This window comes from Agrobacterium sp. SORGH_AS_0440, assembly GCF_031453135.1.
Classification (GTDB): domain Bacteria; phylum Pseudomonadota; class Alphaproteobacteria; order Rhizobiales; family Rhizobiaceae; genus Agrobacterium; species Agrobacterium pusense.
On the sequence record NZ_JAVIYR010000002.1, the window covers coordinates 2,306,543 to 2,327,116 of the forward strand.

21 protein-coding genes, 1 tRNA gene and 1 pseudogene are annotated in these 20,574 nt (G+C 60.4%); 17 read left to right on the forward strand and 6 right to left on the reverse strand.

The window, feature by feature from the left end; genetic code table 11:
* The first annotated feature begins 79 nt into the window (after positions 1 to 79).
* The 3 genes from purU to QE453_RS20625 are packed head-to-tail and all read left to right on the forward strand — an operon-like array spanning position 80 to position 1,616.
* The gene (gene purU / locus QE453_RS20615) at positions 80 to 964 is read left to right on the forward strand and encodes a formyltetrahydrofolate deformylase (RefSeq protein ID WP_035259300.1); all 885 of its coding nucleotides are present in this window, start codon (positions 80 to 82) and stop codon (positions 962 to 964) included.
* Between the two features lie 45 nt (positions 965 to 1,009).
* On the forward strand, positions 1,010 to 1,306 hold the full coding sequence (locus tag QE453_RS20620; RefSeq protein ID WP_035263680.1) for a type II toxin-antitoxin system RelE/ParE family toxin: 297 nt from the start codon (positions 1,010 to 1,012) through the stop codon (positions 1,304 to 1,306).
* 4 nt (positions 1,307 to 1,310) lie between these two features.
* A complete protein-coding gene (locus QE453_RS20625) occupies positions 1,311 to 1,616 on the forward strand; it encodes an addiction module antidote protein (protein ID WP_142185096.1) in 306 nt (101 codons plus the stop codon).
* Positions 1,617 to 1,629: 13 nt separating this feature from the next.
* On the opposite strand, the gene QE453_RS20630 is transcribed toward QE453_RS20625, so the two are convergent.
* Positions 1,630 to 3,024 carry a sensor histidine kinase gene (locus QE453_RS20630; protein ID WP_244455446.1) on the reverse strand — a complete coding sequence of 465 codons (1,395 nt, stop codon included), beginning with the start codon at positions 3,022 to 3,024 and terminating at the stop codon, positions 1,630 to 1,632.
* On the reverse strand, positions 3,021 to 3,701 hold the full coding sequence (locus QE453_RS20635; RefSeq protein ID WP_004443444.1) for a response regulator transcription factor: 681 nt from the start codon (positions 3,699 to 3,701) through the stop codon (positions 3,021 to 3,023). The genes QE453_RS20630 and QE453_RS20635 overlap by 4 nt, the downstream gene beginning before the upstream one ends.
* Positions 3,702 to 3,782: 81 nt before the next feature.
* Between QE453_RS20635 and QE453_RS20640 the strand changes: the two genes are divergently transcribed.
* The 10 genes from QE453_RS20640 (at position 3,783) to dps (ending at position 13,397) form a co-directional block, all read left to right on the forward strand.
* Positions 3,783 to 4,850, forward strand: a complete 1,068-nt coding sequence (locus QE453_RS20640; protein ID WP_006700422.1) for an ABC transporter substrate-binding protein — start codon at positions 3,783 to 3,785, stop codon at positions 4,848 to 4,850.
* A gap of 386 nt (positions 4,851 to 5,236) precedes the next feature.
* A complete protein-coding gene (locus QE453_RS20645; RefSeq protein WP_153776944.1) occupies positions 5,237 to 6,145 on the forward strand; it encodes a tripartite tricarboxylate transporter substrate binding protein in 909 nt (302 codons plus the stop codon).
* Entirely contained in the window at positions 6,142 to 6,636 is a 495-nt protein-coding gene (locus QE453_RS20650; RefSeq protein ID WP_035210454.1) for a tripartite tricarboxylate transporter TctB family protein, read from the forward strand. The genes QE453_RS20645 and QE453_RS20650 overlap by 4 nt, the downstream gene beginning before the upstream one ends.
* Positions 6,637 to 6,729: 93 nt before the next feature.
* A complete protein-coding gene (locus QE453_RS20655; protein ID WP_004443452.1) occupies positions 6,730 to 8,247 on the forward strand; it encodes a tripartite tricarboxylate transporter permease in 1,518 nt (505 codons plus the stop codon).
* A gap of 129 nt (positions 8,248 to 8,376) precedes the next feature.
* On the forward strand, positions 8,377 to 8,637 hold the full coding sequence (locus QE453_RS20660) for a hypothetical protein (RefSeq protein ID WP_004443453.1): 261 nt from the start codon (positions 8,377 to 8,379) through the stop codon (positions 8,635 to 8,637).
* Positions 8,638 to 8,972: 335 nt separating this feature from the next.
* A complete protein-coding gene (locus QE453_RS20665; protein ID WP_112557320.1) occupies positions 8,973 to 9,911 on the forward strand; it encodes a siderophore ABC transporter substrate-binding protein in 939 nt (312 codons plus the stop codon).
* A 193-nt stretch (positions 9,912 to 10,104) separates the two neighbouring features.
* On the forward strand, positions 10,105 to 11,070 hold the full coding sequence (locus QE453_RS20670; protein WP_220359559.1) for an ABC transporter permease: 966 nt from the start codon (positions 10,105 to 10,107) through the stop codon (positions 11,068 to 11,070).
* Positions 11,063 to 12,031 (forward strand): iron chelate uptake ABC transporter family permease subunit, encoded by a 969-nt coding sequence (locus tag QE453_RS20675; protein WP_309777876.1) that lies wholly within the window; start codon positions 11,063 to 11,065, stop codon positions 12,029 to 12,031. The genes QE453_RS20670 and QE453_RS20675 overlap by 8 nt, the downstream gene beginning before the upstream one ends.
* Complete coding sequence (locus tag QE453_RS20680) at positions 12,028 to 12,786, forward strand: ABC transporter ATP-binding protein (RefSeq protein ID WP_006700416.1); 759 nt, start codon at positions 12,028 to 12,030, stop codon at positions 12,784 to 12,786. The genes QE453_RS20675 and QE453_RS20680 overlap by 4 nt, the downstream gene beginning before the upstream one ends.
* A 122-nt stretch (positions 12,787 to 12,908) precedes the next feature.
* Positions 12,909 to 13,397, forward strand: a complete 489-nt coding sequence (dps, locus tag QE453_RS20685) for a DNA starvation/stationary phase protection protein Dps (RefSeq protein WP_004443462.1) — start codon at positions 12,909 to 12,911, stop codon at positions 13,395 to 13,397.
* Positions 13,398 to 13,463: 66 nt separating this feature from the next.
* Here dps and QE453_RS20690 read toward each other — a convergent pair whose 3' ends face one another.
* A complete protein-coding gene (locus QE453_RS20690; RefSeq protein ID WP_004443464.1) occupies positions 13,464 to 13,685 on the reverse strand; it encodes a hypothetical protein in 222 nt (73 codons plus the stop codon).
* Positions 13,686 to 14,054: 369 nt separating this feature from the next.
* On the opposite strand from QE453_RS20690, the gene QE453_RS20695 reads away from it, so the two are divergent.
* A tRNA-Gly gene (locus tag QE453_RS20695) sits at positions 14,055 to 14,129 on the forward strand.
* A 116-nt stretch (positions 14,130 to 14,245) separates the two neighbouring features.
* Here the strand turns inward: QE453_RS20695 and QE453_RS20700 are convergent.
* Positions 14,246 to 15,079 carry an aldo/keto reductase gene (locus QE453_RS20700; protein WP_207587762.1) on the reverse strand — a complete coding sequence of 278 codons (834 nt, stop codon included), beginning with the start codon at positions 15,077 to 15,079 and terminating at the stop codon, positions 14,246 to 14,248.
* 61 nt (positions 15,080 to 15,140) lie between these two features.
* Positions 15,141 to 16,322, reverse strand: a complete 1,182-nt coding sequence (locus QE453_RS20705; RefSeq protein WP_309777879.1) for an MFS transporter — start codon at positions 16,320 to 16,322, stop codon at positions 15,141 to 15,143.
* A gap of 163 nt (positions 16,323 to 16,485) precedes the next feature.
* On the opposite strand from QE453_RS20705, the gene QE453_RS20710 reads away from it, so the two are divergent.
* Entirely contained in the window at positions 16,486 to 17,385 is a 900-nt protein-coding gene (locus tag QE453_RS20710; RefSeq protein ID WP_309777881.1) for a LysR family transcriptional regulator, read from the forward strand.
* A gap of 3 nt (positions 17,386 to 17,388) precedes the next feature.
* On the opposite strand, the gene QE453_RS20715 is transcribed toward QE453_RS20710, so the two are convergent.
* The gene (locus tag QE453_RS20715; protein WP_004443468.1) at positions 17,389 to 18,288 is read right to left on the reverse strand and encodes a LysR family transcriptional regulator; all 900 of its coding nucleotides are present in this window, start codon (positions 18,286 to 18,288) and stop codon (positions 17,389 to 17,391) included.
* Between the two features lie 135 nt (positions 18,289 to 18,423).
* Between QE453_RS20715 and QE453_RS20720 the strand changes: the two are divergent.
* Positions 18,424 to 19,075: pseudogene (locus tag QE453_RS20720) on the forward strand (alpha/beta hydrolase fold domain-containing protein); the annotation flags it as partial.
* Positions 19,076 to 19,349: 274 nt separating this feature from the next.
* Positions 19,350 to 20,540 (forward strand): efflux RND transporter periplasmic adaptor subunit, encoded by a 1,191-nt coding sequence (locus QE453_RS20725; RefSeq protein WP_004443470.1) that lies wholly within the window; start codon positions 19,350 to 19,352, stop codon positions 20,538 to 20,540.
* Positions 20,541 to 20,574: the final 34 nt, after the last annotated feature.

Consider the following 20,574-nt stretch of genomic DNA (forward strand, 5'->3'; position numbering starts at 1 on the left):
GCTCCGCTGCCAAGCTGCGCTATGGAACGCGCCGAACTGCGCCGGCTGATGCCGGCGCGACGTCTTTGAGGGAAAACGAATGACATCCTATGTTCTGACCGTAGCCTGCAAATCGACCCGTGGCATTGTGGCCGCGATTTCCGGTTATCTGGCGGAAAAAGGCTGCAACATCGTCGACAGTTCGCAGTTCGACGACCTCGAGACCGGCAAGTTCTTCATGCGCGTCTCCTTCATCTCAGAAGAAGGCGCCACCCTTGAGGCCATCACCGACGGCTTCAAGCCGGTGGCGGAAAAATTCGGCATGGAGGCGGATATCTATCCGGACGGCCAGCGCATGAAGACGCTTTTGATGGTCTCCCGTTTCGGCCATTGCCTCAACGACCTGCTCTATCGCTGGAAGATCGGCGCATTGCCGATCGACATCGTCGGTGTCGTCTCCAACCATTTCGATTACCAGAAGGTCGTCGTCAACCACGACATTCCCTTCCACCACATCAGGGTGACGAAGGAGAATAAGCCCAAAGCAGAAGCCCAGCTGATGGACCTGATCGAGACCAGCGGCACGGAACTCGTGGTACTGGCGCGCTACATGCAGGTTCTGTCCGACGACATGTGCCGGAAGATGTCTGGCAAAATCATCAACATCCACCATTCCTTCCTGCCCTCCTTCAAGGGCGCCAACCCTTACAAGCAGGCCTATGAGCGCGGTGTGAAGCTGATCGGCGCAACGGCCCATTACGTCACCGCCGATCTCGACGAAGGCCCGATCATCGAGCAGGACACGGTGCGCATCACCCACGCACAGAGCGCCGACGATTATGTCTCGCTTGGCCGCGATGTCGAAAGCCAGGTGCTGGCCCGCGCCATCCACGCCCATATCCACCACCGCACCTTCATCAACGGCAACCGCACTGTCGTCTTCCCGCCAAGCCCGGGAAGTTATGCTTCCGAGCGGATGGGGTGAACGCTTCGTCATTGACGAAATGACAACCACAGTTTACATTTCGCCATGCTCACGATCCGGGAAACAAGCGAGTTTGCCGACTGGTTGGCGGGTCTGCGCGATGTGCAAGCGCGCGCCCGCATCGCACGCCGCATTTACCGGCTGGCGGATGGCAATCCCGGAGACGTGAAACCGGTTGGCGAAGGCGTCAGCGAACTCAGGATCGACCTTGGACCCGGATATCGGGTCTATTTTGTCCGGCACGGCGATGTCGTCATCATATTGCTGTGTGGCGGCGACAAGGCATCGCAGTCCCGCGACATCGCCAGAGCCAAGAAACTGGCCAGAGCGCTCAAGGAGTGAGACCATGCCACTTGTGACACGCGATTACGATGCTGCCCGCTACCTTGATAGTGATGAAGCGCTTGACGCTTACATCGCCGACGCCACAGAGAGGGGCGACGCGCAGGAGCTTGCCCATGCGCTGGGCGTCGTGGCGCGGGCCAAGGGTATGACTGACCTTTCGAGACAAACCGGCCTTCCTCGCCAGACCTTGTACAAGGCGCTGAGCGGCGAGGGAAATCCGGAACTGGCGACGATTGCAAAGGTCGCCGATGCGCTGGGCTACAGGCTCTCGCTGGTGGCGAAATCGCCTGCAGACACGGCCGCCTGATAAACCCGGCGGGTTATGGTGTCTTTTCCACGCCACCAAACACCACCCGCGCCCTCAGCCCACGCCCCTCCGCGCCATCCTCCAGCGTCAGCCGCCCGCCGAACAGCCCGGCGATCTCTTCGATGATGGCAAGGCCGAGGCCGGCGCCGGGGGCGGCGTTGGCTTCGCCGCGGGCAAAGCGTTGGCGCACCATGGCGCGTTTTTCCGGGGGGATGCCGGGGCCGTTATCTTCCACTTCCAGCCAGACATCGCCGGCCTGCCTGCCGACGCGGACGGTGACTTCCGCCCCGCGACCGGCATAATTGATGGCATTGGAAACGAGATTGCCGATCAACTCGCCGATCAAGAGCGGTTCGGCGAGAATGGTCGCCTCGCCCTCGCCTTCGAAACCGAGATCGATACCCGCCTCAGCGGCGCGCGGCACGAAATCGGCCGTCACGTTCTGCGTCACAGCCACGAGGTCTATCGCGGAAAAATCATGTTTCTCGCTGGAGCCGGCAGCATCGATATTGGCCATGCGCAGCAGCTGGGCGAGGATATGTTCGGCATGGGCCACGGACGCGCCGCCCTTCAGCGCCGCCGCCTGCGCTTCCTCAAGGCTGGCGGCGCGGGCGGAAAGAGCCAGCTGGGTGCTGATGATGGCAAGCGGCGTGCGCAGCTGGTGGCTGGCATTGCCGGTGAAATGCCTGAGCGCATCGAGCGCCGATTGCAGCCGCACCATGAAGGAATTGACCGTCTCCACCAGATTTTCCACCTCGACAGGCACGGATTGGCGGATGGGGTGCAGATCGTTCGGGCTGCGCTCGGCAATGGCTTCACTGAGCCGGTAAAGCGGGCGCAGCGAAATCGTCACCGCGATCCAGACGATGATCGCCGCCCCGACGATCATCAAAAGCAGGCGCAGCGCCGAGCGCAGGATGATGGCCTGCGCCAGCTGGCTGCGGGCAATGGTGGTTTCGGCAACCGTGACGGAAAAGGGCACGGAATTAATGCCAGTGGAAGCGAAACGCCTGATGGCAGCGATGCGGATCGGTTCATCGCGAAACACGGCATCACGATAGGCGGGCGTATCACCCTTCGGGTTCGCGACCGTCGGCAGGTTCTGATAGCCGGTGAGGAATTGCCCGTTCGGCCCGTCGACACGGTAAAACACCCGGTCCTGGGCAGCCGATGTCAGCATTTCCAGCGCCACATAGGGAATGTCCACTTCCAGCGAACCGTCCTCGGCCACCACCACCCGCTCGGCAATGGCGAGCGCGGAACCGGAAAGCACCCGGTCTGAAACCACATTGGCGGTGTTGACCGCCTCGCGCCAGGTATCGGTCAGCGCAACGCAGCCGATGATGGCGGTGGAGATGAGGAGCCAGCCTAGAAGTCGCCGCCTGAGCGAATAGGCGGCCTGTATCATTCAGCCATCTCCGGCAGCTTTTCGAGATAATAACCGATGCCGCGCGCCGTCTTCACCGTCAGCCCGTGCGGCGCGAGCCGCTTTCGCAGGCGGCTGACATATTGCTCGATGGCATTGGCGGAAATATCGTCGTCGAAACCTGTCAGTGACTGCACGATCGCCTCTTTGGCGACAACCTTGCCCGCCCGCATGAACAGCACCTCCAGCAGCGCCACTTCGCGCGCCGGAATATCGAGCGGGCGACCGTCCGCCGAAAAGGTGCGGGAATTAAGATCGAACAGCACCTTGCCGAAACTCAGCGCCGAAGAGCGCAGCCCCGCATTGCGGCGCAGAAGCACCCGCACCCTCGCCTCGAATTCGGTGATATCGAAGGGCTTGATCATGTAATCGTCGGCACCGAGATCGAGCCCCTTGACCTTTTCTTCCGGCGTGCCGCGCGCCGTCAGGATCAGGACCGCCGCCTTGTCCTGACGCGATCGCATGGAGCGCAGCACCTCGATGCCATCCATTTCCGGCAGGTTGAGATCGAGAATGACCAGATCGAAACTTTCCGCTGTAATTGCCGCATCGGCGGAGGCACCGTCGGAAACCACGTCCACCGCATAACCGCTGCCGCGCAGAAGCGCCGAAAGCCCTTCCGACAGCACCTGATTGTCCTCGACCAGCAAAATACGCAAATCTTCCTCCTGCAACATTGCCGAGTTTAACCAGACCCTTACCGCTTGTGAATGGCCCGCGCCTGCGGCATGATCTTTTCCATGCGTATCTGCCTTCTTCTCTGTCTCTGTCTCTGCATGGCCTCGCCTGCGCTTGCCCAGGCCGTCGTTTTTCCGGCTCCCTCCGGCAAGGCGGATGCGCAGACACTGGTGGTCTATTCCTCGCTCGACGAACCGCTGGCGACGCCGATGATTGAAGGCTTTCAGAAGGCAAATCCCGATATTGCCGTCCATTATGAGGATATGCTGACCGGCGAAATCTACGACCGCATCGTGAAGGAAACCGACGCCGGCAAGAAGACCGCCGATTTCGCCTTTTCCTCGGCCATGGACCTGCAGGTGAAGCTGAGCAATGACGGTTATGCCCAGCGGTCGGATCTCGCCATGAGCGCCCGCTGGCCCGCCTGGGCGAACTGGCGCAACACCGCCTATGCGCTGACCTTCGAGCCGGCGGTTTTTGTCTATCACAAGCCAAGCTTCACCACCGAAAAGCCGCCCGCCACCCGCGCCGAATTTGTCGATTATCTCGAACGCCACGCCAAAGAGGTGCATGGCCGTATCGCGACCTATGACATCGAACGCTCCGGCGTCGGCTTCCTGTTCATGTCACGCGATCAGGAACAGTTCGGCGATATATGGAGCGTCATCAAGGCCATGGGTGCCGCGGGTGTGAAGGTTTATTCCACCTCCTCGGCCATTCTGGAGCGCGTCTCCGACGGCCGCTTCGTGATGGGTTACAATATTCTCGGCTCCTACGCGGCAGACTGGGCCTCACGCCACCCGGATGTCGGCATCGTTCTGCCGAAGGATTATACCGTCGTGATGTCGCGCATCGGGCTGGTTCCGGAAGCCGCAGCCAATCCTGAACTCGGCCGCCGCTACCTCGAATTCTTCATGTCCAAGGAAGGTCAGACGATCATGGCCCGGCAATTGCAAATCCCCGCCGTCAGCCCGGAAGTGGCGGGCGAAAACACGGCGAACACCATGCAGGCCATCCACGGTGCGCAATTGCGGCCGGTCCCGGTCAGCCCCGGCCTGATGGTCTATCTGGATCAGGTCAAGCGCACCCGCCTCATCGAGCGTTGGAACGAGGCGCTGCGGTCGCAGTAGGTTTGAGCGCCCCCACCATCCCTCAGTCCTGTGCCTGTCACAGAAATGAGGGTGAAGCAGGCTTCAAAGGCGCAAAACAAAGCCGTCCACACGCCACAGTGGACGTCCGGCACAAATTAATAGAGAGTAAATGCGCAAGGACTTGCGTTGCGTCAGTTAGATGACAGCTTTTTGTGATGCTCTGCAATCCTTCTTCATTCCGTGGAGGCGGAAGAAGATGCGGGAGGAAATCTTGAGGATTGCCAAGGCCCAGCGTTGAGTACTCAGCGTCGGCACAGATGCGCCCTGAAGCCCCTTCCGCATAAACGAAAAACGACGCCCAAAAGGGCATCCTGAGGAGGGTTTTCGACTTGAAACATTTTCTTATCGGCACATTTCTGGCGGGCATGATCGCGCTTCCGGCGGCTGCGGCAGATTACACCGTCATCGCACCGGCCAATCCCGGTGGCGGCTGGGACCAGACCGCGCGCTCGCTGCAGAGCGTGCTGCAGGAAGAAGGCATTTCCAAGAGCGTTCAGGTGCAGAACGTACCGGGCGCCGGCGGCACCATCGGTCTTGCGCAATTCGCCAGCCAGCAGAAGGGTAACCCGCACGCCCTCATCGTCGGCGGTTATGTCATGGTCGGCGCGATCCTCACCAACAATGCGCCCGTGACGCTGAAGGAAGTGACCCCGATCGCCCGCCTGACCGGCGAATATGAAGCGATCGTCGTTCCGGCATCCTCGCCGCTGAAGACCATCGGCGATCTCATCGACCAGCTGAAGAAAGACCCGGGCAGCGTTTCCTGGGGCGGCGGCTCTGCCGGCGGCACCGACCATATCGCCGTTGGCCTGATTGCCAAGGCGGCCGGCGTCGATCCGACCAAGATCAACTACATCGCCTATTCCGGCGGCGGCGAAGCACTTGCCTCGATCCTCGGTTCGCAGGTCACCGCTGGCGTTTCCGGCTATGGCGAATTCGAAGGCCAGGTGAAGGCCGGCACGCTGCGCCTTCTCGCCGTCACCAGCGAAAACCGTCTTGAGGGCGTCGACGCACCGACGCTGAAGGAAAGCGGCCTCGATGTCGTGGTTCAGAACTGGCGCATGGTTGCGGCAGCCCCCGGCATTTCCGCCGATCAGGAAAAGGCCATCAACGCCGACGTCGAAAAGCTGGTGAAATCCGCCAAGTGGCAGGAAACCCTGAAGACAAAGGGCTGGATGGATACCTATCTCGCCGGTGACGCCTTCAAGGAACAGCTTGCCAAGGACACCGCCGCCACCGAAACCATCCTCAAAGACATCGGACTGGTAAAATGAGCCAGGGTTCCAACCCTTCGCATGATCAAAAGCGTCGCCCCGACTGGGCGGCGCTGGTCATCGCCGTCGCCCTCGTCGCCGTTGCCAGCGTCATCTTCTGGGATAGCGCCCGCCTTGCCAGCGTCACCGGTTATTCCCCTGTCGGCCCGGCAACAGTACCCTACGCCATCGCCTTCTGTCTTGTCGGACTGGCGATCTGGACGGCCGTCGAGGCCTGGCGCGGTGATTTTCCCGAGCGCGACAGGCAGGAAATCGCTCCGGTCGTGTGGGTGATTGCCGGCCTTGCCGCCCAGATGCTGCTGCTGACAGTTGCCGGCTTTTCCATTGCCACCGGTCTGCTGTTCGCCTTCACGGCACGCGCTTTCGGCAAACGCAAGCTCTGGTTCTCGATACCGGTCGGCATTGTGCTGAGTTTTGCCATCTGGATCGTTTTTGCCCAGCTGCTGCAGCTTTCGCTGCCCGCCGGACCTCTGGAACGGCTGTTCTTCTGACAGCCATTCCAACCATATTCGAGATCACAGGAAACCGCAGGCGCGCGATGACGCAACCGCCGGCCATTCCGCCCGACAGGGGGACATCTGTCCATGAGTACCTTTGAATTCCTGCTGCACGGTCTTGAGGTTGCCGCCCAACCCATGAACCTGCTCTACGCGCTGATCGGCGTGACGCTCGGCACCGCCGTCGGCGTTCTGCCCGGCATCGGCCCCGCCTTGACCGTCGCGCTGCTCCTGCCCGTCACCTACCGGCTCGACGCTGCCGGTTCGCTCATCATGTTCGCCGGCATCTATTATGGCGGCATGTATGGCGGTTCGACCACCTCCATCCTGCTCAACACGCCGGGCGAAAGCGCCTCGATCGTGACCGCGCTCGAAGGCAACAAGATGGCCCGCAAGGGCAGAGGCGGCCCGGCCCTCGCCACCGCCGCCATCGGCTCCTTCGTGGCCGGCCTCATCGCCACCATCGCGCTCGCCTTCGTCGCGCCCTACATCGTCAAGCTGGCGCTGGTCTTCGGTCCGCGCGAATATTTCGCACTGATGGTGCTGGCTTTCGTCACCGTTTCCTCCGCCTTCGGGGATTCGGCGCTGCGCGGTCTCACCTCGCTGTTCATCGGCTTTGCGCTGGCCATCGTCGGCATCGACCAGCTGACCGGCCAGACCCGCATGAGCTTCGGCATCCCCGACCTGCTCGACGGCGTGGAAGTTACAACGCTTGCGGTCGCCATGTTCGCCATCGGCGAAACGCTGTTCATCGTGGCGCAGGGCCAGAGCGGCGACGACAAGGTCGAAGCCGTCAAGGGTTCGGTCTGGATGAGCGCGCAGGACTGGGCGCGTTCGTGGAAGGCTTGGCTGCGCGGCACCCTGATCGGCTTCCCGATTGGCGCGATGCCTGCCGGCGGCGCTGAAATCGGCACGTTCCTGTCCTATGCCACCGAAAAGAAGCTGACCAAATATCCGGAAGAATTCGGCAACGGCGCGATTGAAGGCGTTGCGGGTCCGGAAGCGGCGAACAACGCCTCGGCTGCCGGTACGCTGGTGCCGCTCCTGACGCTCGGCCTGCCGACGACGGCAACAGCGGCCATCATGCTCGCCGGTTTCCAGCAGTTCGGCCTGCAGCCCGGGCCCCTGCTGTTTGCCACCAATCCGCAGCTGGTCTGGGGCCTGATCGCCAGCCTCTTCATCGCCAACCTGATGCTCTTGGTACTCAACCTGCCGCTCGTTGGCCTGTGGGTAAAGCTGCTGACAATTCCGAAGCCCTGGCTTTACGCCGGCATCCTGCTATTCGCAACGCTCGGCACCATCGGCGCCAACCCGTCGGTGTTCGAACTCGGCATGCTGCTCGCCTTCGGCATCCTCGGCTACATCATGCGCATCTTCGGGTATCCGATTGCGCCTGCGGTTGTCGGCCTCATCCTTGGCCCGCTCGCCGAACAGCAGCTTCGCCGCGCACTGGCCATCGGCCAGGGCGACCCGACCGTGCTGTTCACCTCGCCGATTGCCGTTGGCCTGTTCATCGTCGCGGCAGCCGCCTTCATCATTCCGCTCATCATGCGTATCCGCGGCCGTGGCGAGGTGCTGACGCAGCTTGCCGCCAACGAGGATTGAGAACCAAAGAACCTCCCAAGGCAACTGGCCCCGTATCTCCGGATACGGGGCTTTTTTTGTGGAACGTTATGGATTGCGGCGAGGTTGGGGGCGGCATAGATTTTATGAAACCCTCTGAGGAACCCTGTCATGCGCAGCCTTGCAATCCTGACCATCCTTGCTTTAACCGGTTGCACTACCGCCGCCCCCGATGTGGAACCCATTCCCGGCAGTATCACCTATGGCGGGCAGCCCCGTACCAAACTGACAAAGTCCCCCGTCGGCAGTACGCTCAGCAACGAATTCGTGATGGGCGACGGAAGGCTGGCGATCGAGACTTACCGGGTGCAGCCGGACCGATCGTTGAAACTGGAGAGGCGCGAAATCGTCGGCGACTGGCCACCGGATTGACAGCGGCTGTCACGTTGGTCGTGATGGGTAAAACAGACGGGTAAAAGGCACCGACCAAAGTGACGCCGGCCTTTCCTTCCCCTCAACGTCACCTCGGACTTGATCCGATCACCACCAACGCAGTGGGATACTCGGGTCAAGCCCGAGCATGACGGGGAAGAGGTTCGAGCAGATGTTTCATCTGCCCCCGCATTTCCCGCTCACGGCAATTCAGAACCATTCTAAAACATAATTTTGATTTCCGCCCGCCTTGCCAATAAAGCTGATAACGGACATCAAGTTAACCGGACGGAAAGCTTTCCGCCGGTCCGGAACCATTCGCAAGGGACATATTCGTGGCCATCAACTTCACCTTCCCCGTTCGGCTGCTGGCGGCAGCGGCCTTCAGTCTTGGCGCGATGACCGCAAGCGCCGAGGAAATGACGATCAAGCACGCCCAGGGCGAGACCGTGCTGAAAGCCGCGCCGAAAAAGGTTCTGGTTCTTGATGTTCCCTCGCTCGACAATCTCGATGCACTTGGCGTCGAACCGACGGGCGTCGTCGGCTCCAACCTGCCGACCTATCTGCAGAAATATGCCGACGGGAAATATCTGAAGGTCGGCACGCTGTTTGAGCCCGATTACGAGGCGATCAATGCGGCAGAGGCCGATCTCGTCATCGTTGGCGGCCGTTCGCGGGCAAAATATCCGGATGTTGCCAAGATCACACCGGCCATCGACATGTCGGTGGATTCCAAGGAATTCATCGGCAGCGTGAAAGCCAACATCGCCAAGCTTGGCGATATCTTCGGCAAGCAGGAAGAAGCCAAGAAGCTCGATGCCGCCATCGATGAAAAGGTGGCGAAGCTGAAAGAGATCGCCCCCAATTCCGGAACGGCGATGATCCTCGTCACCAATGCCGGCAAGGTCGGCGTTTATGGCCCAGGCTCGCGCACCGGCTGGCTGCACACCGAAATCGGCTTCAAGCCGGTCGCAGCCGACATCGACGACCGCTTCGACCGCGGCGACGTCGTCTCCTTCGAATATCTGGCCGAGGTCAACCCCGAATGGCTGTTCGTGATCGACCGCGATGCCGGCATCGGCCGCGCCACCGATCCCGGCAAGGCGGCCGCGCAGGTGCTGGATAACGAACTGGTCCACCAGACCAACGCCTGGAAGAAAAAGCAGATCGTTTACCTCGACCCGCAGGCGGCCTATATCGTCAGCAGCGGTTATACGGCGCTCACCACCCTGCTCGATCAGGTCTACGAAGCTGTCTCCGACAAGAAATCGTAAAAGCCTCCAGGCATGCGCTTCTGAAGGCTGCTCCATACTCGACGTCATCCTCGGCCTTGACCCGAGGATCCATCGCGCGTCAGGTTGTGGATCCTCGGGTCAAGCCCGAAGATGACCAAGGAGAGGTCGGACACCTGTTTCGGCAGCCTGCCAGGTTACGGGGAGCTTTTACCATTTACGAAAAACCGCCAACGTGAAATCCCTGTCTCTCATCCTTGTCCTGTTGCTAGCCCTGGTGCTCGCCATCACCAGCCTGTTCGTCGGCGTAAGCAACGTTTCGCTCGCAACGCTTTTCGCACCCGACACGAGTGCAGACGCGCTGCGGGTGCTGCTCGTCAGCCGTATTCCGCGCACGCTCGCGCTGATGCTTGCGGGAAGCTCGATGGCGATTGCCGGCCTCATCATGCAGATGCTGGTGCGAAACCGCTTCGTGGAACCTTCCACGGCAGGCACGACGGAATCCGCCGGCCTCGGCCTGCTCGCCGTCACCCTTTTGGCACCGGATACACCGATCTTCGGCAAGATGCTGGTGGCAGCAGCTTTTGCCCTCGCCGGCACCGCGCTGTTCCTGCGCATCCTGCGGCAGGTGCCGCTGCGCGACGTGCTGCTGGTGCCGCTGATCGGCATCATGCTTGGCGGCGTCATTTCCGCCGTCACCACATTCTTCGCCTATCGCTTCGATCTGCTGCAATCGCTCGGGGCATGGATGACGGGGGATTTTTCCGGCGTACTGCGCGGCCGTTATGAGTTGCTGTGGATCGGTTTTCTCTTCGCCATCGCCGCCTATCTCGCCGCCGACCGCTTCACCGTGGCGGGCATGGGCCGGGACTTCACCACCAATCTCGGCCTCAATTATCGCCGGGTAATGGCGCTCGGCCTCACCATCGTTTCGCTGGTCAGCGCTGTCGTAGTGGTGACGGTGGGCATGATCCCCTTCCTGGGCCTCATCGTGCCGAATGTCGTGAGCCTGATGATCGGCGACAATATGCGCCGCTCGGTGCCATGGGTGGCGACGCTCGGCGCGGTATTTGTGCTCTCCTGCGACATCATCGGCCGGACGGTGCGCGCGCCTTACGAAATACCCATTGGAACCGTGGTCGGCGTCATCGGCAGCGCGCTGTTCCTCTATCTCCTGCTGCGGAAACGCAACCATGCGTGAGAGAAACCCTGACAGGCGCGCAAAAATCGTTCTGCTTGTGCTTGCCGCACTGGCGCTCGTTTCCATCACCGCCTTCATGACGCTCGGCGCCAGGGGAAGCTGGAGTTTCGTGCTGCCGTTTCGCGGCATCAAGCTCCTGTCGCTTTTGCTGGTGGCCTACGCCATCGCCGTTTCCACCGTGCTGTTCCAGACGGTCACCAACAACCGTATCCTCACCCCCTCGGTCATGGGTTTCGATTCACTCTACGTGCTGATGCAGACCGGGCTGATTTTCGTCTTCGGCTCGGCAACAGTCGTGATGATCGATCCTCAAGTGAAATTTCTGGTGGAAACCGGGCTGCTCGTCGCCTTTTCCGCCCTGCTCTATCGCTGGCTTTTTGTCGGAGCGGAACGCAGCCTGCATCTTCTCGTCCTGGTCGGTATCGTCTTCGGCGTGTTTTTCCGCAGCCTCTCGGGCTTCATGCAGCGGGTCCTCGATCCGAACGAATACACGGTGCTGCAGGATGTGCTTTTCGCCAGTTTCAATTCCATCGATCCGACGCTGCTCACTGTTTCCGCCATCATCATCGGCGTGGTGACCATTATCGGGCTGCGCCTGATGCACACGCTCGACGTGCTCTCGCTCGGCCGCGCGACGGCCATCAGCCTCGGGGTCGAATACAAGTACACCGTGACCATCATCCTCGTGCTGGTCTCCGTACTTGTCGCCGTCTCCACTGCGCTCGTCGGCCCGGTCATGTTCTTCGGCCTGCTGGTCGCGGCCCTCGCCCATTATCTCACCGGCAACGGCAAGCATGCCTATGTGCTGCCTGCGGCGATCCTCATCGCCGTGATCTGTCTCGTCGGCGGTCAGGTTGTGCTGGAGCGGGTTTTCGCCTTCGATACGGCGCTCTCCATCATCATCGAATTTCTGGGCGGCATCGTCTTTATCGGTCTCATTCTGAAACGAGGTGCGCGATGATCATCGCCAGTCAGATCAGCAAATCCTATGGTGACAGCGTCGTCATCGACGGCGTCTCGGTTTCCATCCCGGCAGGGGGCGTCACCTCCATCATCGGGCCGAACGGCGCGGGTAAATCCACGCTCCTGTCCATCGTCGCAAGGCTGATGTCCATGGATACGGGAACCGTCACGGTCGACGGGCTGGATGTCACGAAAACCCCCTCCGATACGCTGGCGAAGCGGCTCTCCATCCTGCGGCAGGACAATCACATCTCCTCGCGCCTGACCGTGCGCGACCTTGTCGGCTTCGGCCGCTACCCCTACTCCAAGGGCCGCCCCACCATCGAGGACAAGGCCCATATCGACCGGGCGCTTGAATATCTGCACCTTGAAAATCTGGCCGACCGGTTTCTGGACGAACTGTCCGGCGGTCAGCGCCAGCGCGCCTTCGTGGCCATGGTGCTTTGCCAGGATACGGATTATGTGCTGCTTGACGAGCCGCTCAACAACCTGGACATGAAACACGCCTCCAGCATGATGAAAATCATGCGCAAGGCGGCCGACGAGCTGAAGAAGACCGTGGTTCTGGTTCTGCACGACATCAACTTCGCCTCCTGGTATTCCGACACCATCATCGCCATGCGCGAGGGCCGCATCTGTCATCAGGGTCCTGCGGAAGAGATCATCCGTCCCGATATTCTCAAGGAAATCTATGACATGCCGATCAGCGTCAGTGAGATAGACGGCCGGCGCATCTGCCTGTTTTACGAATGACATGATGATTGTGCAGGATTTTTGCTGTCCCGTCGCCTAACATGGAACAGGGCCACAGGCCCGCACGTTAATCGACGGACTTTTCCAAAGCGGCATTCCGTCCGCAACTCCAGGAGACATCGATGAAGACGCACAAGACGAAGAACGACCTGCCTTCAAACGCCAAGTCGACCGTTATCGGCATTCTAAACGAATCGCTGGCTTCGGTGATCGACCTTGCGCTCATCACCAAACAGGCGCACTGGAACCTGAAAGGCCCGCAATTCATCGCCGTGCATGAACTTCTCGATACGTTCCGCACCCAGCTCGACAATCATGGCGACACGATTGCCGAACGTGTGGTCCAGCTTGGCGGCACGGCGCTCGGCAGCCTGCAATCGGTCTCCTCGACAACCAAGCTCAAGGCCTATCCGACCGATATCTACAAGATCCATGACCATCTGGACGCCCTGATCGAACGTTATGGCGATGTGGCCAACATGATCCGCAAGGCCATAGACGATTCCGATGAAGCGGGCGACCCAACGACGGCCGACATCTTCACCGCCGCCTCGCGCGATCTCGACAAGGCACTCTGGTTCCTCGAAGCGCATGTGCAGGAAAAGAGCTGAGCGGAAATCCGCCCACTTCAAAAACAAAGCGCCCGGATATCCGGGCGCTTTTTTTCTTCTCAGCCATCAGTGCCGCCGCAAAACGGCAAGCCCGATGTCCCGCAACATCTCATGGTCGAGAATGCCACGCTGGGCGCTGCGGATAAGAACCGCCGCGCACTCGTTGGCAACGTGGCTGCTGCGATCTTGAAGGCACTCGAAACATACGCCATCGAAAATATTCTGCAGATCGGTGATCTGCTCCGGCGACAATTGTGCGCCAACCCGTTCAAAAGCTGCATACGACAAGGCTCATCCTCCTGATGATATGCCAAGTATCGTTTCTTTTTTTCGTGGACAGGAAATTTGTACACCCGAACGAATCACTTGTCGAATCAGATTTTAACCAAATGTAAATAGATTATTTCCTGGCACCGCATCTGGGCGCTCCATTGTGAGACGGCAATAAAAACCAGATGAAACAATATCTTCGCTCAAATATCCATGGCGTCCGAGCCCGCCGCTTCCCGGAAGGGCAGATAAATTTCGCAGGCAGGCGGATTTCCACCGAAACCGCAAAAGAAACTGTTGCATTCCAAAAACGATTGAGCGATATAGCACCCGTCGCCGCTTCGGCGGCCCACGGTTCAGCATACTACCCCGGACCGGTGGATTTGAGCGGGTGTAGCTCAGGGGTAGAGCACAACCTTGCCAAGGTTGGGGTCGAGGGTTCAAATCCCTTCGCCCGCTCCAAATTTCCAGAACCGGCCGATAAATCTCTGGCATGCCCGATGCGAGGCGCATCGCCATACGCGAAAATTTCTCGCGAAAAGAAACCGGGAAGAGAGTTCTCTCCCCGGCCCTCATCGTCAGGCGGCCTCGTCCCAGACGGGCGCAAGCCCTTCCGGCGAAACGATGCGGCCGTCCGGTCTTGCAAGCGCACGGATTGCCGCCATTTCATCTGCCGAAAGCTCGAAGTCGAAGATGGCGAGATTTTCCTCGACCCGGGCTTCACTCACCGTTTTCGACAGGGCGACGACGCCCTGCTGCTGCACGAGCCAGCGCAGAACCACCTGTGCTACCGACTTGCCACGGCCCGCGGCAATCTCCTTCAGCACTGGATCGTCAAACACTTTACCATCGGCCATGCCGTAATAACCCGTCACCAACATGCCCGCAGCTTTGGCGGCGGCGATAACCACATCCTGATCGATGTAGGGGTGGTATTCGATCTGGTTGGTCACGATCGGGGCATTGGACAGCTTCACCGCTTCGGCCATCAGCGCCGTGCTGAAGTTGGAGACGCCGATATGGCGCACCTTGCCGGCCTGCCTCACCGCGTTCAGCGCGCCGATCTGCTCGGCAAGCGAAACCGCCTCGTTCGGCCAGTGCAGCAGCAGCAGGTCCACATGATCGGTCTTCAGCTTTTTCAGGCTCTCATCGACAGAGGCGAGGAAGGCATCGTGCCTGTAGTTCTCGACCCAGACCTTGGTGGTGAGAAACACTTCGCCGCGCGTAACGCCCGAAGCAGCAATGGCTTCACCGACCTCGGCTTCATTGCCATAGATCTGGGCGGTATCGATATGGCGGAACCCGGCCTTCAGCGCATGGGGAACGATACGCAGCACATCGGGGCCGGGAATGCGAAACGTGCCGAAACCAAGCGCCGGGATTGACGCGCCGTTTGCAGTGACATCAAACATATATTTTCTCCTTTGAGGTGGCCCGGCCGGCTTGGGAGCGGCCGGGTATTTCATGAAAAGCTCAGGCAGTTTTCAGCGTCAGCGCGGCGCGGCGGTCGAGCGCGCTGCTCCAGATGGTCAGAAGCAGGGCAACCGCGACGAGGATGGCGCCAACCCAGGGTGTGGCTCCAAGACCCAACGGTGATTCCACCACCAGACCGCCGAGCCACGCGCCGATGGCGATGCCGAGGTTGAAGGCGGCGATGTTGAGCGCCGAAGCGACATCGACGGCGCCGGGACGATGCTCCTTGGCAAGCTGCACCACATAAAGCTGCAGGCCGGGAACATTGGCGAAGGAGAGGAAACCAAGCGCGGCAAGCGTGGTGAGCGTCAGCACCGGCGAAACCGCGGTGAAGGAAAAGACGAGCAGCACGATGGCCTGCGCCAGGAAGAGGCCAATCAGCGCCCTGGCCGGATTATGGTTGGCGATCCGGCCGCCACCGATGTTGCCGGCCGCGATGGCGATACCGTAAAGCACGAGGATAAGGCTGACGCTCTTTTCCGAAAATCCGGTCACATCCTGCAGGATTGGCGCAAGGAAGGTGAAGGCGACGAAGGTGCCGCCGTAACCAAGCGCGGTCATGGCGAAAACGATGAGCAGGCGGCCGGAGCCGAGAACACCGACCTGATCGAGCAAGCTTGCCGGCGGCGCCTTCTTGAGTGTGTTCGGGAGAAGCGCTGCAATGCCGAGGAAGGCAATGACACCAAGGGCAGCAACGGCCCAGAAGGTTGCGCGCCAGCCGAAGACCTGGCCGATATAGGTGCCGAGCGGAACACCGGTGACGATGGCGACCGTAAGGCCCATGAACATCATGGCAATGGCCGAGGCGCGACGGTTTTCCGGCACGAGATCGGCCGCGATGGTGGAGCCGACCGAGAAAAAGACGCCATGGGCGAAGGCGGCAATGACGCGCGCGACCAGCAGCATCTCATAATTGGGTGAGAGGGCTGCAAGACTGTTACCGACGATGAACAGGGCCATCAGGCCGAGCAGCAGCGGCTTCCTCTCTATCTTGCCGGTCAATGCGGTCAGGATCGGCGCACCAAAGGTCACACCCAGTGCATAGACACTGACGATGAGACCGGCGAGCGGCAGGGTGATATGGAGATCGTTTGCGACGGTCGGCAGCAGACCGACAATGACGAATTCCGTTGTTCCGATCGCATAGGCCGCGATCGTCAGGGCAAATATGGCCAATGGCATGACGAATACCTCTTCGCCCGCAGCTGGATCGCGGGCCTTCTGGACAGCTTGGGGCTGCCCGGTTGGATCAAATTGTATGAACGCAATATGGGCGAAGGGGACTTGCATGATAATCGGCAAAGCCGGATAAATACCTTTGAATTGATTTCATAGGTGATGCGCGATGGATAACAGGGCCGGAGAGATGGAAGTCTTCGTGGCGGCGGCGGAACTCGGCAGCTTTTCAGCCGCCGGGCGCAGGCTGAAGCTTTCGCCCTCGGCCGTCAGCAAACTTGTCACACGTATCGAAGACCGTCTCGGCACCAGGTTGGTGGCCCGCTCTACCCGGCTCGTAACGCTTACGCCGGAGGGCGAGGTCTATCTGGCGCGGGCCCGACGCATTCTCGCCGACATAGCCGAGACCGAGCAGATCGTGGCGAGCGGCGGCAAGGTGGTGCCGCGCGGGCTGCTACGGGTCAACGCGACGCTGGGCTTCGGCGAACGTTATCTCCTGCCGCTTGCACCGGAATTCCTGTCGCTTTATCCGGAAATCGAGCTGGATATTTCGCTGACTGACGGTGTCATCAGCCTGATCGAGGAACGCACGGACATTGCCATACGCTCCGGCGCCATGGGCGATTCATCGCTGAAGGCAAGAAAGCTGAAGGAAGTACGCCGCGTTATCGTCGCCTCCCCCACCTATATCGAACAATACGGCATGCCGGAAACGCCGCAGGATCTGGCGCGGCACAATTGCCTGAGCTTCAATTTCAGTCGCAGTCTCAATGAATGGCCGTTCCGCGACCCCGGTTCTGCCGATGTCTATCGCCTGCCAGTCACGGGCAATGCCTCCGTCAACAGCGGCATGGCCATGCGCAGGCTTTGCCTATCGGGGCTTGGGCTCGGTCGGGTCGGTGAATTCCACGTCGAACCCGATATTAGGGCTGGCCTGCTCGTTCCCGTACTGGAAGACTATAGCGCCGAGGACATGGAGGCGATCCACGCGGTTTATGCCGGCCATGAGCATCTCGCAGCCCGCGTGCGCGCCTTCATAGATTTCCTTGCCGCAAGGGTCGGGCGCTGATTATCACACCAGCCCATGCACCAGCTTCGCAAGCCAGTCGACAAAAACGCGGACCTTGTTGGTCACGTGCCGGGTCTGGGGATAGACGACATAGATCGGCATCGCCTCCCGTCGCCATTCGGAAAGCACCGGCACCAGCTCTCCGCGCGAAAGGGCGTCGCGCACCATGAAGATCGGCAGCTGCACGATGCCCATGCCGGCGAGCGCCGCATTCAAGTAGGTGCGGCTGTCATTGACGGAAACGACGTAGTTGGGCGTCAACTCGACGCTGCGTATGCCATTGTCGAAGGAAGCCGGCATGATCTGACCGGTGGTGGCATTGAGGTAACCCACCGACAGATGATCCTTCTCCAGGTCCTCCGGTTCTCGGGGCATGCCAAAATTTTCGATATAGGACGGTGACGCAAATGTTTCGAACCGGAGTTCGCCTACTTTTCGGGCAATCAGCGACTGATCGCGCAAAACGCCGACGCGCAGTGCACAGTCGACATTTTCAGCGATATAATCGACCAGACGGTCGCCGACACCGAGATCGAGACGGATTTGCGGATAGCGCTGGTAAAATTCGCAAAGATGTGGGATAACCACAAGGTCCGCAAAGACACCGGCCATCTCCACGCGCAACCGGCCGGATGGCTGCACCTGCGCGCTGGACATGCTGCCGTCAAGTTCTTCTATTTCCGATAAAATCTGCGATGCACGCTCATAATAGAGAGCGCCGTCCGTTGTCAGCATCACTCGCCGCGTCGTGCGGTTGAGAAGCGTGGTCTGCAAATGCGCCTCGAGCGCCTGGACCATATTGGTGACCGTGGTTTTCGGCATGTTCAGCGCTGTCGCGGCGCGGCTGAAATTGCCGGTTTCCACGACACGCGTAAAAACCCGCATGGCGGAGAGCTGATCCATGATGAGATTATCCGTCTTTTTGGAATAGTGTTTTCATTTTGGCATACTTGATCGTTTTTCCCCGAACAATAATATGAATTTCAGATTTTGCAAATGTGATGCACTGCTCAAGGTGGTGCAACGGGACCGGATCAGATGAACGCGCACTGGGAGAATATCAAAAGCTGTGGGGGCTTCGCGTCCCAGCTTTCCGTGCGCCGATATGAAGGTTCGAGCCTGTGCAGCCAACCGCCCGTCGTACTTTATCTGCGCGGCGGTTCGTTTCTGGAACCCGGCCTGGAGCCGGGCGGCAATTGCCCGGAACTTCCGGTCGCGCGCGCGCTTGCAGAAAGCGGCGCGGTGGTCGTGGAGGCCGATTACAGCAGGCCGTCCGGCAACGAGTTTCCGATGGTTATCGACTGCGCTTACGAAGCGCTCGATCGCCTGAGCCGGGATCGCAAGCATTATGGCGGCGCGAAATCGCTGCTGTTCGTGGCCGGCGAAGAGGCAGGCGGCAATGTGGCGGCGGGGCTTGCCTTGAAGGCCCGTGACCGCATGCCGGGCAAACTTGCCGGTCAGATACTTCTGTCGCCCATGATCGATCCGATGATGACGACGGAATCCTTCCGCGACGCGGACAGGATCGGCATGCGCCAGCGCTGGGCGGATGGCTGGAGCCATTACCTTGCCAAGGCGTGCGGGGTTTTTTCACCCCTATGCCGCACCCTGCCAGTGCACGCGGCTGAACCGGGTGGCGCCGGCGCTGATCTTTACCGCCGAGGACGACCCTCTGCGCGACGAAACGGTCAATTACGGAGACCGCCTCATCGCCTCAGGCGTTAGCGTTAGGCAGCATGTTTTCCCCGCCGGCGTCGGCTGGACGGGGCTTTATCAAGGAGAGGGCGGCGGATGGGTCTCATCCGTCTGTTCGGAGTTCAAGACTTTCGTTGACCAGTTAAACCACTGAAATTTCGCATTTTGAGCATGTCCAGTAAAAGTGCGTAGCGGTTTTACGTCCGGATCATGCGACGAAGTAAAATAGATGAACGACCTGCTCCCGATCGGGGGCGAAGGAGATACCCATGACGCTGAACACAAAGCGCCGGGCCCTGACGGGCGCCGGTATCGGGCTTGCCATGTCCGTTGCAGCAGCAGCACTGTTTTTCGACCTCCCCACCAGTCGCGATGCAACGGCCGCTTCCACGCCTGCTGAAACACCAGCGATCCCTGTCACCGTTGCCAAGGTTGAAAGCCGCGACGTGATGCGCTGGGAGGAATTTTCCGGCCGTCTGGAAGCCGTTGACCGGGTGCAGATCCGCTCCCGCGTCGCCGGCCAGATCAAGGCCGTTCACTTCCGCGAAGGTGCGCTGGTGAAGGAAGGCGATCCCCTCTTCACCATCGACCCGGCCCCCTATCAGGCCGCTGTCGCCGGCGCTGAAGGACAGGTTGCCTCCGCCGAAGCCAAGGTCAGCCTTGCGAAAACGGAACTCGACCGTGGCCGCCGGCTTTCCGACAACCGCACCATCTCGCAGAGCGATCTCGACCAGCGCCAGAGCTCGTTTGCGGATGCCGAAGCCCAGCTTCGCGCCGCCCGCGCAGCACTCACCACGGCGCAACTCGATCTCGGTTACACCGAAATCCGCGCACCTGTTTCAGGCCGCGTCGGCCGCATCGAAATCACCGCCGGTAACCTCGTCGCCGCCGGTTCCACCTCGCCGGCACTGACGACCCTCGTGTCGGTCAACCCGATCTATGCGAGCTTCAACGCCAGCGAAGGCGTGGTGGCCAAGGCTCTTGCCGAGCTGCCGAAGACCGATGGCGCCCTGCCGGCTCTCGAACAGATCCCAGTGGAAATCGGCACGCTTTCGGATGAAGGCACGCCGATCAAGGGTACGCTGCACCTGATCGACAATCAGGTGGATTCGGCAAGCGGCACCATCGGTGTGCGCGCCGTCTTCGACAATCCCGATGGCAGGTTGATCCCCGGCCAGTTCGTGCGGGTGCGCATGGGCGAACCGAAGCCGGAAAACCGCATCGTCATCAGCGATCGCGCCATCGGTACGGATCAGGACAAGCGCTTCGTCTTCGTGGTCGATGCTGAAAACAAGGTGAGCTACCGCCAGATCAAGCCGGGCGCGCCGGCCGATGGCCAGCGCATCATCGAAAGCGGCCTTGCTGCCGGTGATACGATCGTCGTCAATGGCCTGCAGCGCATCCGTCCCGGCGCAACCATCGCACCTCAGGCGGAAGATAAGGTTGCTGCCTCGCAGTAATCCATCTCTTTGATCAGTAAGCGTCCCGCGCTTT